This window comes from Pantoea sp. Ae19-2 (assembly GCF_059801205.1).
Map to the genome: position 1 here is coordinate 678,199 of NZ_JBCHWE010000001.1, position 15,645 is coordinate 693,843.

14 protein-coding genes and 2 tRNA genes are annotated in these 15,645 nt (G+C 54.5%); 8 read left to right on the forward strand and 8 right to left on the reverse strand.

What is annotated here, in order from left to right; all coding sequences use genetic code 11:
• Positions 1-215: 215 nt before the first annotated feature.
• Positions 216-291: transfer RNA gene (locus AAIE03_RS03255), tRNA-Ala, on the forward strand.
• A gap of 46 nt (positions 292-337) precedes the next feature.
• A tRNA-Ala gene (locus AAIE03_RS03260) sits at positions 338-413 on the forward strand.
• Positions 414-556: 143 nt separating this feature from the next.
• On the opposite strand, the gene AAIE03_RS03265 is transcribed toward AAIE03_RS03260, so the two are convergent.
• Both AAIE03_RS03265 and AAIE03_RS03270 read right to left on the reverse strand, forming a co-directional pair.
• On the reverse strand, positions 557-1,318 hold the full coding sequence (locus AAIE03_RS03265) for a nucleotidyltransferase domain-containing protein (RefSeq protein WP_498562775.1): 762 nt from the start codon (positions 1,316-1,318) through the stop codon (positions 557-559).
• A gap of 225 nt (positions 1,319-1,543) precedes the next feature.
• Positions 1,544-2,734, reverse strand: a complete 1,191-nt coding sequence (locus tag AAIE03_RS03270; RefSeq protein WP_014594244.1) for a NupC/NupG family nucleoside CNT transporter — start codon at positions 2,732-2,734, stop codon at positions 1,544-1,546.
• Between the two features lie 361 nt (positions 2,735-3,095).
• Between AAIE03_RS03270 and AAIE03_RS03275 the strand changes: the two genes are divergently transcribed.
• On the forward strand, positions 3,096-4,337 hold the full coding sequence (locus AAIE03_RS03275; protein WP_013026627.1) for an Nramp family divalent metal transporter: 1,242 nt from the start codon (positions 3,096-3,098) through the stop codon (positions 4,335-4,337).
• A gap of 117 nt (positions 4,338-4,454) precedes the next feature.
• Positions 4,455-5,132 carry an O-methyltransferase gene (locus AAIE03_RS03280; RefSeq protein WP_158151307.1) on the forward strand — a complete coding sequence of 226 codons (678 nt, stop codon included), beginning with the start codon at positions 4,455-4,457 and terminating at the stop codon, positions 5,130-5,132.
• 56 nt (positions 5,133-5,188) lie between these two features.
• Here the strand turns inward: AAIE03_RS03280 and AAIE03_RS03285 are convergent, their stop codons facing one another.
• Both AAIE03_RS03285 and mgrA read right to left on the reverse strand, forming a co-directional pair.
• Positions 5,189-5,551 (reverse strand): DUF2502 domain-containing protein, encoded by a 363-nt coding sequence (locus AAIE03_RS03285; protein WP_013026625.1) that lies wholly within the window; start codon positions 5,549-5,551, stop codon positions 5,189-5,191.
• A 152-nt stretch (positions 5,552-5,703) separates the two neighbouring features.
• Positions 5,704-6,693 (reverse strand): L-glyceraldehyde 3-phosphate reductase, encoded by a 990-nt coding sequence (gene mgrA, locus AAIE03_RS03290; protein ID WP_498562776.1) that lies wholly within the window; start codon positions 6,691-6,693, stop codon positions 5,704-5,706.
• 220 nt (positions 6,694-6,913) lie between these two features.
• On the opposite strand from mgrA, the gene AAIE03_RS03295 reads away from it, so the two are divergent.
• Together AAIE03_RS03295 and glk are read left to right on the forward strand one after the other, a co-directional pair.
• Positions 6,914-8,566: a thiamine pyrophosphate-binding protein gene (locus tag AAIE03_RS03295; protein ID WP_498562777.1), complete on the forward strand. Its 1,653-nt coding sequence runs from the start codon at positions 6,914-6,916 to the stop codon at positions 8,564-8,566.
• Positions 8,567-8,728: 162 nt separating this feature from the next.
• Complete coding sequence (gene glk, locus AAIE03_RS03300; RefSeq protein WP_014594240.1) at positions 8,729-9,694, forward strand: glucokinase; 966 nt, start codon at positions 8,729-8,731, stop codon at positions 9,692-9,694.
• Positions 9,695-9,747: 53 nt separating this feature from the next.
• On the opposite strand, the gene AAIE03_RS03305 is transcribed toward glk, so the two are convergent.
• Positions 9,748-10,476, reverse strand: a complete 729-nt coding sequence (locus AAIE03_RS03305) for a LytR/AlgR family response regulator transcription factor (protein ID WP_498562778.1) — start codon at positions 10,474-10,476, stop codon at positions 9,748-9,750.
• Positions 10,473-12,143: a sensor histidine kinase gene (locus AAIE03_RS03310; protein WP_026021025.1), complete on the reverse strand. Its 1,671-nt coding sequence runs from the start codon at positions 12,141-12,143 to the stop codon at positions 10,473-10,475. Before AAIE03_RS03310 ends, AAIE03_RS03305 begins: the two co-directional genes overlap by 4 nt.
• Before the next feature lie 265 nt (positions 12,144-12,408).
• Here AAIE03_RS03310 and AAIE03_RS03315 point away from each other — a divergent pair, with 265 nt between their 5' ends.
• A complete protein-coding gene (locus AAIE03_RS03315; protein ID WP_498562779.1) occupies positions 12,409-12,933 on the forward strand; it encodes a GNAT family N-acetyltransferase in 525 nt (174 codons plus the stop codon).
• A 117-nt stretch (positions 12,934-13,050) separates the two neighbouring features.
• Positions 13,051-14,286, forward strand: coding sequence for an alanine transaminase (gene alaC / locus AAIE03_RS03320; RefSeq protein WP_013026618.1), 1,236 nt, complete (start codon positions 13,051-13,053; stop codon positions 14,284-14,286).
• A gap of 50 nt (positions 14,287-14,336) precedes the next feature.
• On the opposite strand, the gene ypdK is transcribed toward alaC, so the two are convergent.
• Both ypdK and AAIE03_RS03330 read right to left on the reverse strand, forming a co-directional pair.
• Entirely contained in the window at positions 14,337-14,408 is a 72-nt protein-coding gene (gene ypdK, locus AAIE03_RS03325) for a membrane protein YpdK (protein WP_006120362.1), read from the reverse strand.
• 198 nt (positions 14,409-14,606) lie between these two features.
• Positions 14,607-15,641 (reverse strand): HlyD family secretion protein, encoded by a 1,035-nt coding sequence (locus AAIE03_RS03330; RefSeq protein WP_498562780.1) that lies wholly within the window; start codon positions 15,639-15,641, stop codon positions 14,607-14,609.
• Positions 15,642-15,645: the final 4 nt, after the last annotated feature.

Consider the following 15,645-nt stretch of genomic DNA (forward strand, 5'->3'; position numbering starts at 1 on the left):
ACCGTGAATTAACTTAACTGCCGATAAAAAGTTACTCTTCAACCAGGCTCCTTTCACGATGTTAACAAGGGCAGGAGAGAAACAAACGCACGTCATCACGCTGAGTTTGCCGTCTTTTTCAGCGATCAAACACAGAATGTGATTTTGCCGTTGACACTCCATGGGGGGTTGCATATTATGCCGTCCGTCGCTTAACACGACGGTTTTTTCGGTTCGGGGCTATAGCTCAGCTGGGAGAGCGCTTGCATGGCATGCAAGAGGTCAGCGGTTCGATCCCGCTTAGCTCCACCAAACTTCTTCCCAAAAGTTTGGCACTGAAAAAATGATTTCCAGATGTGGGGGTATAGCTCAGCTGGGAGAGCGCTTGCATGGCATGCAAGAGGTCAGCGGTTCGATCCCGCTTATCTCCACCAAATCTCTGGCTTCTCAGCCTTTCTGATATTTCTCTTCGTCAATCCACACACAAGCGTATATAGCGTGCCTGTGCGATTTATCCTCTTTGACGTTATCTTTCTGCAACACAGCAGGCGTTTATCACCTGGCGTTGTGCCTGAATTCAGCCTAATTGTTGCGTCAGCCATCGACGGAAGTCATTAAGCTGTAGAATAAACGCCTCAGCCGTCGCCCGTGGTGCCTGACTTTCTGCGAAAAAGAAGGCTATTGCCGCTTCACGCCCCGGATAACGCGCAACGAACCGCTCAACGTGCTCCTCAAGGCTGCGCGGCCAGTCCGTGTCGCTATCTTTACGTAACATATTGGTGGCGCGAATCAGTTTTCTGGCAGCCGCGCGCTGAAGTGGCCGCTGCTGCCAGGGCTGGCTGGCGCGGGACAGACGCGTTGCATACTCGCTCAGCACCTCTGTGACATCGCGGTTTATCGCCCAGGCCAGCGCGCGGGATGGCCTGTAAAGCGCAAACAGCACAGAGAGATCCTGGCCATAGAGACAACGGCAATGGTGCTTCAGCCAGAATCCCCAGGAAAGGCTGTTCTCCGGCGCGCGGGCCTCATCGAGCGTGCCGATATCAAAATCGACTTTACTCACTACCGGATGCTTTACGGCCAGCGCCTTTTTCAGAGCGGCCAGGCTGTTTTGCTGCGCCCGATCAGGTGAATGGCGGAATATCAGGCACAGGTCCAAATCAGATTCTTCCTCAACGGCGCTTCCCGACGCTACGTTGCCGTAAAGATAAACGCTGTGCAGGCTATCCCGATAGTCAGCGCTCAGGTGGGCCAGGGCATCGTCAATGACAGCCTGAAACGCGGGCTGAACGTCTGCAAAGGGCAGGGTAAGAATAAAACCCTGTGGATCCAGACTCATAATGGCTCCTGTATGGCAAACACAGTCGATAACTGAACGATGCGGAGGTGCGTGGTAAACCGCGAGATCTTCCGCTTAGCAGACAAGGGCAGTATTTATCAGGGCGACAGATGGGGTCAACTTTCTTGCCCGGCACTCAGGTTCCGGCGGACAAGGGGTTATGGATGAGAGGGTGACAAAAAAGGCGAGTCGTTTGACTCGCCTTAATGTGGGCAGAACGCGAACTCAGAATGCCAGTACCAGGCCTGCAATCGCCGCAGACAGCACGCTGACCAGCGTTGAGCCGTACAGCAGTTTCAGACCGAAGCGTGAAACCACGTTACCTTGCTCTTCGTTCAGTCCCTTGATGGCGCCAGCGACGATGCCGATAGACGAGAAGTTGGCGAATGAGACTAAGAATACTGACAGGATGCCCTCCGCGTTCGGTGACAGCTGACCGGCAATTTTCTGCAGATCCATCATGGCCACAAACTCGTTGGAAACCAGTTTGGTTGCCATGATGCTGCCGACCTGCAGGGCTTCACCTGATGGCACGCCCATCACCCACGCAAAGGGGTAGAAGACATAACCCAGCACGCCCTGGAAGGTCACGCCGAAGATGAAGTCAAACAGCGCGTTCAGGCCCGAAATCAGTGCGATAAAACCGATCAGCATGGCTGCAACGATGATGGCGACGCGGAAACCGGCAAGAATGTACTCGCCCAGCATTTCAAAGAAGCTCTGACCCTGATGCAGATCCTGCAGTTGCAGATCTTCTTCGCTGTCAACGCGGTAAGGGTTGATGAGCGACAGCACGATAAAGGTACTGAACATATTCAGCACCAGCGCAGCGACAACATACTTAGGTTGCAGCATGGTCATGTAAGCGCCCACGATAGACATGGAAACCGTCGACATCGCAGTGGCCGCCATGGTGTACATACGGCGTTGAGACATTTTGCCCAGAATATCTTTGTACGCGATAAAGTTCTCAGACTGTCCCAAAATCAGAGAGCTTACGGCGTTGAAAGATTCCAGTTTGCCCATGCCGTTGATCTTAGACAGCACGGTACCAATTCCACGGATGACCCATGGCAGGATGCGGAAGTGCTGAAGAATACCAATCAGGGCTGAGATGAACACGATGGGGCACAATACGTTCAGGAAGAAGAACGCCAGGCCTTTATCATTCATGTTACCGAACACGAAGTTGGTACCCTGAGCGGCATATTTCAGAAGATGATCGAAGAAACCGGCAAATCCTTTGACGAATCCCAGACCGGCTTCCGAGTTCAGGAAGAACCATGCCAGAACGATCTCAATAACCAGAAGCTGTACGATGTAGCGAACCCGAATACTTTTTCTGTCGTGGCTGACCAGCAGGGCCAGCACGCCAACGACCACTAGTGCTAAAAGAAACTGCAAAATATGGGACATGATTGCTCCAAATTTGAGGAGGATTGTATTTTGCTGCGTATTCTATGTAACGGCTTACCGAAAAACGAGATCTCCACCACAATATAAGTATTCAATATCGCCAATTTTCTCAGAATACTCTCACCGATCACGCCCTGTAACCAAATTGTTCACATCATATTCACTTAAACCTATTGTCTGTAATTTAAACAACACGTAGAGTAGGGGAATTGCGCCTGACCTTGAGGCATTCTGCACCTCCAATTTATAGCAAGGGCTATACTTTATAGCACTATCTATTACACTGATTACTAAAACCGCATTTCACTTGCACCTGTGTCGCTTTAAGCTGCACAGGTAAACCAACGACAGGGTAGCCAATATGTTTGAAAGCCGTGCCGCCGAGCGCGCCGCTCGCGGAGCAAGAAAAGTGAAACTCGCCCTGTTGGGGCCCGCGTTTATCGCCGCTATCGGCTATATCGATCCGGGCAACTTTGCGACCAATATCCAGGCGGGTGCTGCTTACGGTTACCAGCTCCTTTGGGTCGTGGTATGGGCCAATATCATGGCGATGCTTATCCAGTTGATGTCAGCCAAATTGGGCATTGCGACGGGCAAAAACCTCGCGGAACACATCCGCGATCGTTTTCCCCGTCCGGCGGTGTGGTTCTATTGGGTACAGGCGGAGATCATCGCGATGGCGACCGATCTCGCAGAATTTATCGGTGCCGCTCTGGGCTTTAAACTGCTGCTGGGTGTGTCCCTGATGCAGGGCGCTGTGCTTACCGGCGTGGCCACCGTGCTTATTTTGATGCTGCAAAACCGTGGGCAAAAGCCGCTGGAGCTGGTGATAGGTGGCCTGCTGCTGTTTGTGGCGGCAGCGTACATTGTGGAGCTGTTTTTCTCCCAGCCCAAGGTCAGTGAACTGGTGACAGGTATGGCGCTGCCGTCTCTGCCCAACGCGGATGCGGTCTTTCTGGCCGCGGGTGTGCTGGGCGCCACCATTATGCCGCACGTGATTTATCTGCATTCTGCATTGACCCAGGGAAAAAGCAGTGACAGTCAGGCCCGGCGCTATTCATCCACCAAGCTTGATGTCGCCATTGCCATGACCATTGCGGGATTTGTCAATCTGGCGATGATGGCCACGGCCGCTGCCGCCTTCCATTTTAGCGGCCACAGCGGGATTGCCGAGCTCGATCAGGCTTACACCACGTTGCAGCCGTTACTGGGCCACGCTGCCGCCACGGTGTTTGGCTTAAGCCTGGTCGCGGCGGGGCTGTCTTCTACCGTGGTGGGCACCCTGGCCGGACAGGTGGTCATGCAGGGATTTATAAAATTCTATATTCCGCTGTGGGTGCGACGCGCAGTAACCATGGTGCCTTCGTTTATTGTGATCTGGGCCGGCTGGGATCCTACGCGCGTGTTAGTCATGAGTCAGGTGTTGCTGAGCTTTGGTATCGCGCTGGCTCTCATTCCGCTGCTGGCCTTCACCGGCAACCGTGAGCTGATGGGCGAGGCATTGGTCAATTCACGGCTGATGCAAAACACCGGCCGCGTCATCGTGGTGCTGGTGGTGAGTCTTAACGCCTATCTGCTGATCGGCCAGATGATGGGAATGTAATGCCGCTGCCTGGCAACCCGTCAGGCAGCCCATCTTTAGCTTTTAAAGCCTGTTGCCTTGAGCTTTATCCGTATCCGTTTATATTTTCTTCTGTCTTGTTGATTCAGGAGCGGAACGATGCGGACACCGGATTATCCTTCAGAAGACCAGCCAAAATGGGCTGCGGTCGACGACTACTTTTCTCAGCAACTTATTCCTGCCGATAGCCATTTTCAAGCCGCGCTTGTCGCCAACCGTCAGGCGGGGCTGCCTGCTCACGATGTTTCTGCCCTGCAAGGCAAGATGCTCGGGCTGTTTATCAAAATGATTAATGCCTCACGCGTGCTGGAAATTGGCACGCTGGGAGGTTACAGCACCCTCTGGATGGCCCAGGCGCTGGGTGCGGAAGGAAAAATTACCACTCTCGAAGCTGACAGCCATCATGCGCAGGTTGCCAGGCAGAACATTCACCGAGCGGGGCTGTCCGAACGTGTCGATCTGCGTCTCGGTGCAGCGCTGGACGTGCTGCCTCAACTGCAGGGGCCGTTCGACCTGATCTTTATCGATGCGGATAAGCGAAACAATCCGCACTACCTGCGTTGGGCAGTCACTCTGGCGCGCCCCGGCACGGTCATTATTGCCGACAACGTTGTACGAGGCGGGGCGGTAACAGAGGGGACGTCCACAGACTGCAACGTGCAGGGCGTGCGTGAATTTTTCCAACTGCTTGCCAGCGATCCCCGGCTGGACGCGACGGCGATTCAAACCGTAGGCGAAAAGGGCTGGGATGGCTTTGTCATGGCCAGAGTGAAGTAGAGCTGGCACTATCACCTCAGGTGGGCTGCCAACCCGTACGGGCTAACAGGCGCGCTTTAGCGATAGCGTTCAGGATAGCGATGGTGCTCGCGGCGTTCAGCGTGCCAGTGGCGATGCTCATGCTCCCAGCGACGTTGTCTGTCGCGTGCGTGCCAGCGGCGTTCGCGTTCCCACTGCTGATGACGTCGCCACGCTTCGTGTCGCCACCAGCGACGCTCTTTATAAGCATAGCGATCGTTAAACCAGCGCGGCTCACGCCAGTGGTGACCGTCCCAGTAATAACCTCGGCGGTCGCGATCGCCCAGATGAAGCGTTACGCCGGGCGCGAGACGCACGGATGTATCTGAGGCCTGAGCGGTGTGCATTGCCAGCGGCATTAACATGGCTACAACGGCAGCCAGTAAGATTCCACGTATCATGATTTTCTCCTGACGGCAGCGTGTCTCCGCTGCTGATACGCTATTTTGTCGGTATCAGGCCGGAGAAACCTGTGGAAGCCGTCTGAAAAACCGTTAAAGCTCAAGGTTTGAGAGTTTTCTGGCGCAGCCGCCTGGCGAACCAGGCGGTGCGGTTACAGCAGCGCGGACTCAATTGCGGCCAGTTCATCATCCCTTAGGGGCGCCTGACTCAGCATTTGTAGGGCATCATCGATTTGCGCCGTTTTACTCGCGCCTATCAGTACCGAGGTAATGCGGGGATCGCGCAGTACCCACGTCAGCGCCATCTGTGCCAGCTTCTGGCCGCGCTGTTGCGCAATAGCATTAAGCCTGCGAACTTTTTCCATCTTTTCGTCAGTAAGCTGGCTTTCGTTCAGGAATTTGCTGCCGCTGGCAACGCGAGAATCCTGCGGGATGCCCTGCAAATAGCGATCGGTCAGCACGCCACCCGCCAGCGGCGAGAACGCAATACAGCCTGCTCCATGCGCATCCAGCGTCTGAAGTAATCCCTGTTCCGGTGTACGTTCAAAGAGCGAATAACGAGGCTGGTGGATCAGGCACGGCGTGCCCAGATCGCGCAGAATCGCCATCGCGTCGGCCGCCCGTTCCGCGGGATATTTTGAAATCGCCGCATACAGCGCTTTACCCTGCCTGACCACATGATCCAGCGCCCGCATGGTTTCTTCTAGCGGCGTGTCCGGATCCGGACGGTGGTGATAGAAGATATCGACATATTCCAGCCCCATCCGACGCAGGCTCTGGTCCAGGCTCGCGACCAGATATTTTCGGGAGCCCCAGTCGCCATAAGGACCTTCCCACATGGTGTAACCGGCTTTGGTCGAAATAATCAGTTCATCGCGATGAGCCTGAAAATCTTCACGCATGATGCGGCCAAAATTCACTTCGGCGGAGCCGGGAGGCGGGCCGTAGTTATTCGCCAGGTCGAAATGCGTAATGCCGTGGTCAAACGCGTGGCGCAGCAGTTGACGGCTCACGTCCAGTTGCGTGTTGTCGCCAAAGTTATGCCACAGGCCCAGTGAAATCGCGGGAAGTTTCAGGCCGCTGCGCCCACTGCGACGCCACTGCATATGCTGATATCGGTCCGGATGAGGGAAAGCTGTCATAGTAAGGTCCTGAGTAAAAAACAAATAAATGTGCCAAAACCGCCTCAGTGTATACGCTTACACTCAGTATTAATTCGTGTGAAGTCGCATATTCACGGAATAATGCACGGTCGTAACGCGGGCTTGCCATGCAATACATCGGCTAAATTTGCTGCCATTCTCGCCAAATTTTCGCCATGTCAGATACTTATCAGAACAATCCCCCTCAAAGGAATTCGCTATGTCCGATTTTACGGTTGGTGATTATCTGTTGGCTCGCTTACAGGAGTGCGGCGTCAGACATTTGTTCGGCGTACCGGGTGACTACAATCTGCAGTTTCTGGACCGCGTTATTGCGCACCCGGATATTGGCTGGGTGGGATGCGCCAATGAGCTGAACGCCGCTTACGCCGCAGACGGCTACGCGCGTTGCACGGGCGCAGCCGCCTTGCTGACCACCTTTGGCGTGGGAGAACTCAGCGCCATTAATGGTCTGGCAGGCAGCTTTGCCGAATACCTGCCAGTCATCCACATCGTGGGCGCGCCATCAAGCCAGGCGATGCAGCAGGGGGATTGTGTGCATCATACGCTGGGAGACGGGGACTTCGGTCACTTCATCCGAATGGCGAAGGAGGTCAGCGCCGCAACGGCAGCGTTGACGGCTGACAATGCCACGGCTGAAATCGACAGGGTTATACTTACTGCACTTCAGCAGCATCGTCCGGGCTATTTAATGCTGCCGGTTGACGTTGCACAGCGGCAAACCTCTGCGCCTGATCAGCCGCTAATGCCCACTACCGCGTCGTCTGATGAGGTGCGCATCGCATTTCAGCAGGCGGCAGAGCGGTTGCTGGCACCTGCGAAGCGGGTTTCGCTGCTCGCCGATTTTCTTGCCCAGCGCTGGCAACAGCAGCCGGCGCTGGCGGCCTTACGGACAGAACGTGCGTTTCCCTGTGCCACGTTGTTAATGGGTAAAGGTGTACTGGATGAACAGCAGCCGGGCTTTGTCGGTACCTATGCCGGCGAAGGCAGTGAAGGTGACGTGCGGCAGCAAATTGAAGAGGTGGACGTGACGATTTGTGCTGGCGTGCGGTTTACCGACACCATTACGGCGGGTTTTACGCAGCAGTTCAGTCAGGCACGACTTATCGATATTCAGCCGCACAGCGCGAGCGTAGCGGGACAGACGTTTGCCCCGTTGTCGATGGCAGAGGCATTGCAGGCGCTGCTGCCTGTCTTCGAACGCCTGGGGGCAGGCTGGCAGGCCGCCTGTGCGCCACGGGCGGCAGAGCCGGTTTCCGACGCCGCCCTTATCAGCCAGTCTGCTTTTTGGCAGGCAATGCAGGGGTTTCTGCAGCCTGGCGATATTATTCTGGCGGACCAGGGAACGGCGGCATTTGGTGCCGCATCTCTGCGGTTGCCCGTTGGGGCACAGCTTTTAGTGCAGCCGCTCTGGGGCTCTATCGGCTATACGTTACCCGCCGCGTTTGGTGCGCAAACGGCCCGCCCCGGGCAGCGCGTTATCCTGATTATTGGCGACGGTTCGGCCCAGTTGACCATCCAGGAGTTAGGATCCATGCTGCGAGATCAACAGCATCCCCTCATTTTTCTGCTAAACAATGAAGGCTATACTGTGGAGCGGGCGATTCACGGCGCCGCGCAACGTTATAATGATATTGCCCAATGGAACTGGACAGCGCTGCCGCAGGCGATGACTCTGGAATGCCAGGCGCAGAGTTGGCGCATCAGTGAAACCGTGCAGCTCCAGGCGCTGATGGCGCAGCTCACACAGCAGCGCAGGCTGTCGTTTATTGAAGTGGTGATGCAAAAAGATGACCTGCCGCCGTTATTGCGCAAAGTCTCAGCCTGCCTGAGCCAGCGCAACGGCGGTTGAGATTCGGAAAGTTGCCTCTGTGCAGGCCAGCCTAACGCGGTTAGGCTGTTGCACACACGAGTCAGACGCTCACCAATAACTTCGGTGAGCGTTGTTGTTTTATCGGCAGGATTTTATAGTGTCCTCCAACTCTTTAAGACCCCCAAGCGGAGCACCAGAAGAATGACAACTTATGCCTTGGTCGGCGATGTCGGCGGCACCAATGCCCGTCTCGCTTTGTGTGAGGTGGAAAACGGCAGCATCTCCCAGGCCAAAACATTCGCAACATCAGACTACGACAGCCTCGAAGCCGTCATCCGCCACTATCTTGATGAACAAAAGCAGGATATCAAAGACGGTTGTATCGCCATTGCCTGCCCGATTACCGATGACTGGGTTGAGATGACCAACCACGACTGGGCATTTTCGACCAAAAAGCTGAAAGAAAACATCGGTTTTGAACACCTGGAGATTATTAACGACTTCACAGCGGTTTCCATGGCCATCCCTATGCTGGGTGCGGAACATGTCATTCAGTTTGGTGGCAAAGAGCCGATCAAGGATAAGCCTGTGGCCATTTACGGCGCGGGTACCGGGCTGGGCGTGAGTCATCTGGTCCATGTTGATAAGCGTTGGGTCAGTCTGCCCGGCGAAGGCGGCCACGTTGACTTTGCGGCCAACAGCGAAGAAGAAGATCAAATCCTCGAAGTGTTGCGGGAAGAGCTAGGCCATGTGTCGGCCGAGCGCGTTCTGTCCGGCGCGGGGCTGGTCAATCTCTATCGGGCGATTGTGAAAGTCGATCATCGTGTACCCGAAAATCTCAAGCCCAAAGAAGTGAGTGAGCGTGCGCTTGCTGACAGCTGCACCGACTGCCGTCGTGCACTGTCGCTGTTCTGCGTGATTATGGGACGTTTCGGCGGTAACCTGGCCCTGAACCTTGGCACCTTCGGTGGAGTGTACATCGCGGGCGGTATCGTGCCGCGCTTCCTGGAGTTCTTCAAATCGTCGGGCTTCCGGGCGGCCTTCGAAGACAAAGGGCGCTTTCGCGATTATGTCGCCACGATTCCGGTCTATATGATCACCCACGATCAACCCGGATTATTAGGCGCTGGCGCGCACCTGCGCCAAACGCTGGGCCGCATTATCTAATGCCTGCCGTTGCCCTTCCCGGTGGGAAGGGCTGTGTCCATTCCGCCATTCCCCTACAAACGCATGAGCAGCCGGAAGGTTTTGACCTTGCTACGACTGACCGGCACCTGAAAATCCTTGTCCCTTAGCTTCAGCAGATAAGTATTATTGAACCAGGGTTCAATCTCTCTGATCTTATTCAGGTTGACGCAGTACGAGCGGTGACAGCGAAAGAATTGCTGTTCAGGCAGGCGTGCGCAAAATTCGCTGATGTTCATCGACATCACGTAATCTTCGCGGCGCGTATACACGAAGGTTAATTTTTCGTGGGCTTCAACGTAGTAAATATCGTTTACGTCGGTCACGATGATGCGCTCATCTTTGATCAGGTTAACCGTGAGGGCATGTTGCGCACTCGGTGCCTGGGTAATCGTATGCTGCTGTTGCCAGCTGGCTTCCAGCTTGTTGAGCATCGTGATAATACGTGACTCATGATAGGGCTTGAGAATATAGTCAAATGCTTCCAGCTCAAAGGCCTCGACCGCATGCTCTTTCCAGGCGGTAATAAAGACAATGAGCGGCTTGTAAACGAACTGATGGATATTCTGCGCCAGTAACATGCCATCCAGAGACGGGATATTAATGTCGAGAAAGATCACATCAACCCGGTGCTGTTGCAGATATTTCAGCACGTCGAGTCCGTCATCAAAGCAGGCTTCAATGTCAATTTTACTGTGCTGCTGAATCATCCAGCTCAGCTCTTGCTGGGCAAGGAATTCATCCTCTACGATGATGGCTTTCATGCAAGATTCCCCACCAGTGGCTGTCCGTTTTTGCCCAGCGTAAAGGCAATCTCTGTGCCGGGTTGATGACGCACGATATGCAGTCCCTGGCCCGAAAGCAATTTGACCCGGTGATGCACGTTTAACAGACCGATTTTATTGCCCGGCATGTCGTTGCGCGCGACCTTGTCGATCACCTCATCGCTAATGCCTTGTCCTGTATCTCGCACGGCAATGCGGACCTTGTCGCCCAAATCGCGCACGCTCAGCGTGACCACGCCTTTGCCTTTACAGGGTTGAATGCCATGCACGATGGCGTTTTCGACCAACGGCTGAATCAGCAGGCTGGGCAGCGAGAAATGCAAATCCTCATCCACGTCATAAATCATCGTCAGCTTGTCGCCGAAGCGAGCCTGTTCAATGGCGATGTAATCCTTTACCTGCCACAGCTCTTTTTTAATATCGATCAGCTCATCGTCATTCAGTTCGAGGTTGTAACGCAGATAACGCGATAAGTTAATGACCAACTGACGCGCCGTATCCGGATTAAGGCGGATAGAAGATGAAATCGCATTGAGCGCATTAAACAGGAAATGCGGATTTATTTTACTCTGGAGCGCACGCAGTTCCGCTTTATTGGCCATCTCTCGCAGCTGCTCGGTGCGGGAAACTTCAAGCTGGGTGGAGATAATCTGCGACAGGCCCACGGCCATCTCTTTTAGTGAACCCGTGATACGGTACGCACGGCGATAGTAGATTTTTAAGGTGCCGGTAACCTGTCCTTTTTCCCGCAGTGGAATGACGATCATTGAATGAATGTCTTTTGTCCGATGGGCTTCATCATTGTTTTTAATGATGATTTTTCCGCTGTGAATCGCCTGAGCCGTGGTGGGGCTGATACCGTCATCGCCGTGCTGATAGTTGTGCTCGCCATAGCCAACATAGGCCAAAATCTTCTGTTTATTGGTCATGGCGACGGCATCCGCTTTGATTTCCCGCCGGATAATATCGCAAATGTTGCGAAGTGAATCGCTGTTCACCTGCCTGAAGAGCGGCAGCGTCTGGTTAGCAATATCCAGCGCCAGCTTGGCCTGACGCGCTGCAATGGCCTCTTTCTCGCCCTCTACGCTCTGCACCAGCAACACGATTAAGCCAATGCTGGAGGCACCGAGAATCATCGGCAGGGCGATTTCAGACACAATCGCCAGCCCCAGCGCGACAGGTTTGGCCCATAGCACAATCAGCAGCATCGTCAGACTTTCACAAAACATACCGCCCAGAATCCCTACCAACCAGCGCCGTTCGCGCTGCACCCGACGGTTGATTCCCCCCGCGACGATCCCGGCTATGATGCTGGTGATCAGGCAAGGCACAGAGGTAACGCCATGAACATCAATCAGAAAGCGGTGCAGGCCGGCAATCACGCCTGTGGCAATTCCCACCCAGGGGCCAAAGAGAATGCCGCCCGCCATCACCGCAATCACCCGCACGTTAAGCAGTGATCCCTCCACGTTAACGCCTGACCAGGTACTGAATAGGGCGAACAGGGAAAAAATCGCAATGACGGCGGCTTTTTCCAGCGAGGTATGCTCATCCTTTTGTAACAGCTGACGAAAAGGCCGGGTTCGCGTCAAAAAAAACAGGCAGATCAGCATCAGCGCGGCGCGATCAAAGACGGCGAGGAGCATGTTAAAGTGTGAAGTCACAGGCGACTCTTCAGCTATGTTAAAGAACGCTATGATAAAAAATGTGATGATGATGCGCCAGCATGCCTGACGGTCAGCGCGGCTGTTCATGTTTTAGATCAATTTATCTAAAACAGGGAAAAGCGGAAATGTTGAGTGCATTAAAGGGGAACAAGTTAGTCCTCGCTGAATTTGGGGCAGGGCGCGGACGCCTGACAAGGTGATTCGCGCCGTTATCCTCGTTTAAGCCATCGCTCGGGAGTAGAGTATGCAGATAATGACTTCACGTTTGACGCTAACGACATTACGTCCTGAAGACTGGCAACTGTTCAGGGCTGTGCATGAAGATCGCGATACGATGAAGTGGGTGAGTGACATTCCCGACGAAGATGATATCCGTGAACGTTTCACCCAACGTCTGGCACCCTGGCAGGTGGGCAGCTTTCACATGTTGTGTCTGGTCGTCAGGCGGCGCGATAGCGGAGAGGCCATTGGCTTACTGGGCTGCACGCCGGAGTGGCAGCCTGCCCGCCAGGCCGAGATCGGCTACATGCTGCTGCATCGCCACTGCGGCCAGGGCTTTGGCAGTGAAGCCCTGGAGGCACTGTGTGAGTGTTTGTTTGATGCTGATTTCCTCAAACTCAAGGCGATGGTGGTAGAGGGGAACTGGGCATCACGTCGGATTCTGGAAAAAAATGGCTTCACGCTACAGCGCACACTACAACATAATTATCTGTTAAATGACCGCTGGGTGAATGACTGGCTGCTTGAGCGACTCCATCCGCAAATATAAAAAATTTTCTGCTCCTATCGACAAAGTTGTTATTGGCACGTTATGTTCTTGTTGTGGTCACCGCAGTGACCAGCGTCGCTCGGACGGTCCGGGCGCTAACGTTTTCCAGAGGATATCATGGCTGATAACAGCACAACCCGTCGTTTCTCACGCATAGAACGCCTGCCGCCTTACGTATTTAACATCACCGCTGAACTGAAGATGGCTGCGCGTCGGCGCGGTGAAGACATCATTGATCTTTCAATGGGTAATCCTGATGGGGCGACGCCGCCTCATATCGTAGAAAAACTGTGCCAGGTGGCACAACGCGAAGATACGCACGGTTACTCGACGTCGCGGGGAATTCCTCGTCTGCGCCGCGCGATTTCACGCTGGTATGAAGAGCGTTATCAGGTTGATATCGATCCGGAATCTGAAGCTATCGTCACGATTGGCTCCAAAGAAGGCCTGGCCCACCTGATGCTGGCAACGCTCGATCACGGCGACACGGTGCTGGTGCCTAACCCCAGTTATCCTATTCATATCTACGGCGCAGTGATCGCCGGTGCCCAGGTGCGTTCTGTACCGCTGGTGGAAGGCATTGATTTTTTCAATGAGCTGGAGCGTGCCATCCGGGAAAGCTATCCCAAACCCAAGATGATGGTACTGGGCTTTCCCTCGAATCCGACGTCTCAATGCGTTGAACTGGACTTTTTCGAACGCGTGATTGCGCTGGCGAAGCAGTATAACGTCCTGGTGATCCACGATCTGGCTTATGCCGATATCGTTTATGACGGCTGGAAAGCGCCTTCTATCATGCAGGTGCCGGGTGCACGCGATGTGGCAGTCGAATTCTTTACCCTGTCTAAAAGCTACAACATGGCAGGCTGGCGCATTGGCTTTATGGTCGGCAACAAAGAACTGGTCGCTGCGCTGGCACGTATCAAGAGCTATCACGATTACGGGACTTTTACGCCCTTGCAGGTGGCAGCGATTGCCGCGCTGGAAGGCGATCAGCAATGCGTGCGTGATATTGCCGAGCAATATAAACGCCGTCGCGATGTGCTGGTAAAAGGGCTCCACGAAGCGGGCTGGATGGTTGATATTCCTAAAGCCTCTATGTACGTGTGGGCAAAAATACCTGACCACTACGCTCATCTCGGTTCACTGGAATTTGCCAAGCATATGCTGCAGGAGGCGAAAGTCTGCGTCTCGCCAGGCGTGGGATTTGGTGATTACGGTGACACGCATGTCCGCTTTGCGCTGATTGAAAACAGCGATCGTATTCGTCAGGCAGTAAGAGGGATTAAAGCGATGTTTCGTGCTGACGGCATTCTGCCAGGCAGCGTGAAAAGCATGGAAGAACAAATATAGTACGCCACTGGGGCGACCGTCTGTCGCCCCCTACGGACTGCTTGCAGAAACTACAGCATCAGCACAAAGGTGCCGACCCAAAGCAGTACGAAGAAAGAAATTCCCATCAATGCATATTTCACACACGAACTCCTCTGAGCGGTTACGATATTGGCGATCCCGATCCAGCGCAACGCGGACAGAAGGGATAAGGCCGCCGTTCAGGTCAACGGTCAACGGTTTCCCGGACGAACTGAATAACTCAGTACAGGATCGGGGCTAATCTACGCGTATTCAGACCGAAAAGAAATAGTTTGGTTCTGAGAGTTTGTTCACATTTTTTACTGAGTGTTAATTTCCGGAACGGCGGACATCCCGACACGTAACTGGGCCAGATTCGGCTGCCCTTTATCCAGTACAATTTTCACTGGCAAGCGCTGAACGATCTTAGTGTAGTTGCCGGTCGCATTGTCGGGAGAAATCGCCGAGAATGTCGCGCCCGTCGCGGGTGCAATGCTGTCAACATGGCCGGTAAAGACCTGATCGGGTAACGCATCCACTTTGATGCGCACGGGTTGCCCGGGGCGAACATCTTTCAGCTGCGTTTCCAGATAGTTGGCTGTGATATAGGTTTGCTGCAGCGGTACAACCGCCAGCAGACGCGTGCCAGCGGAAACCCAGGCCCCCAGCCGTACCGTACGCTGTCCCACCATGCCTGCCACCGGCGCCACAATACGGGTGTAGGAAAGATTCAGACGTGCCTGATCGACGTTGGCTTTCGCCGCGGCGACATCGGCCTGTGACGACCTGACGGCCGCCTGCAATACGCCAACCTGCTTAATGGCGGCAGCCAGCGCCGCTTCGCTCTGGCGCACCGTGGCCGTGGCCGAACGCTGTGCAGAACTGGCTTTTTGCTGCTCGTCTGCGGCCACCGTGCCGCTTTTATAAAGGCGGTTATAACGTTCAGCACTCTGACCGGCATACTGAGCCGTGGCCTGGCTGGCCGCGACGCTGGCCTTTTGCTGCGCAATAACTGACTGCTGTTGCTCCAGCTGTGCCTGGCTGCTCAACAGTTTGGCTTCACTGACCTGCAAATCAGCTTCGGCGCTTTCAAGCGCCACGCGATAATCGCGATCGTCCAGCGTGGCTAAGCGTTCGCCCGCCGCCACCTGCTGGTTATCCTTCACGTCGATATGGGCGACATAGCCGGACACTTTTGGCGCGACGATGGTGTAATCAGCATTCACCCAGGCATCATTGGTTTGATAATCGTTACGGGTCATGACCGCCCAGACAGCCAGCGCCATCGCCAGTAAAACCAGCAGCAGCAGCAGCAGTGAAAGCAGCAGGGTTTTTCTCATTACTAAAGCACGCATATTC

Excerpts from the sequence above, each read along its gene's own strand:
- AAIE03_RS03280 (WP_158151307.1), top strand. The coding sequence starts at position 4,455 with ATGCGGACACCGGATTATCCTTCAGAAGACCAGCCAAAATGGGCTGCG.
- glk (WP_014594240.1), top strand. The coding sequence starts at position 8,729 with ATGACAACTTATGCCTTGGTCGGCGATGTCGGCGGCACCAATGCCCGT.
- AAIE03_RS03330 (WP_498562780.1), bottom strand. The coding sequence starts at position 15,641 with ATGCGTGCTTTAGTAATGAGAAAAACCCTGCTGCTTTCACTGCTGCTG.
- AAIE03_RS03295 (WP_498562777.1), top strand. The coding sequence starts at position 6,914 with ATGTCCGATTTTACGGTTGGTGATTATCTGTTGGCTCGCTTACAGGAG.
- AAIE03_RS03285 (WP_013026625.1), bottom strand. The coding sequence starts at position 5,551 with ATGATACGTGGAATCTTACTGGCTGCCGTTGTAGCCATGTTAATGCCG.
- AAIE03_RS03265 (WP_498562775.1), bottom strand. The coding sequence starts at position 1,318 with ATGAGTCTGGATCCACAGGGTTTTATTCTTACCCTGCCCTTTGCAGAC.
- mgrA (WP_498562776.1), bottom strand. The coding sequence starts at position 6,693 with ATGACAGCTTTCCCTCATCCGGACCGATATCAGCATATGCAGTGGCGT.
- AAIE03_RS03315 (WP_498562779.1), top strand. The coding sequence starts at position 12,409 with ATGCAGATAATGACTTCACGTTTGACGCTAACGACATTACGTCCTGAA.
- alaC (WP_013026618.1), top strand. The coding sequence starts at position 13,051 with ATGGCTGATAACAGCACAACCCGTCGTTTCTCACGCATAGAACGCCTG.
- AAIE03_RS03275 (WP_013026627.1), top strand. The coding sequence starts at position 3,096 with ATGTTTGAAAGCCGTGCCGCCGAGCGCGCCGCTCGCGGAGCAAGAAAA.
- AAIE03_RS03305 (WP_498562778.1), bottom strand. The coding sequence starts at position 10,476 with ATGAAAGCCATCATCGTAGAGGATGAATTCCTTGCCCAGCAAGAGCTG.
- AAIE03_RS03270 (WP_014594244.1), bottom strand. The coding sequence starts at position 2,734 with ATGTCCCATATTTTGCAGTTTCTTTTAGCACTAGTGGTCGTTGGCGTG.
- AAIE03_RS03310 (WP_026021025.1), bottom strand. The coding sequence starts at position 12,143 with ATGCTCCTCGCCGTCTTTGATCGCGCCGCGCTGATGCTGATCTGCCTG.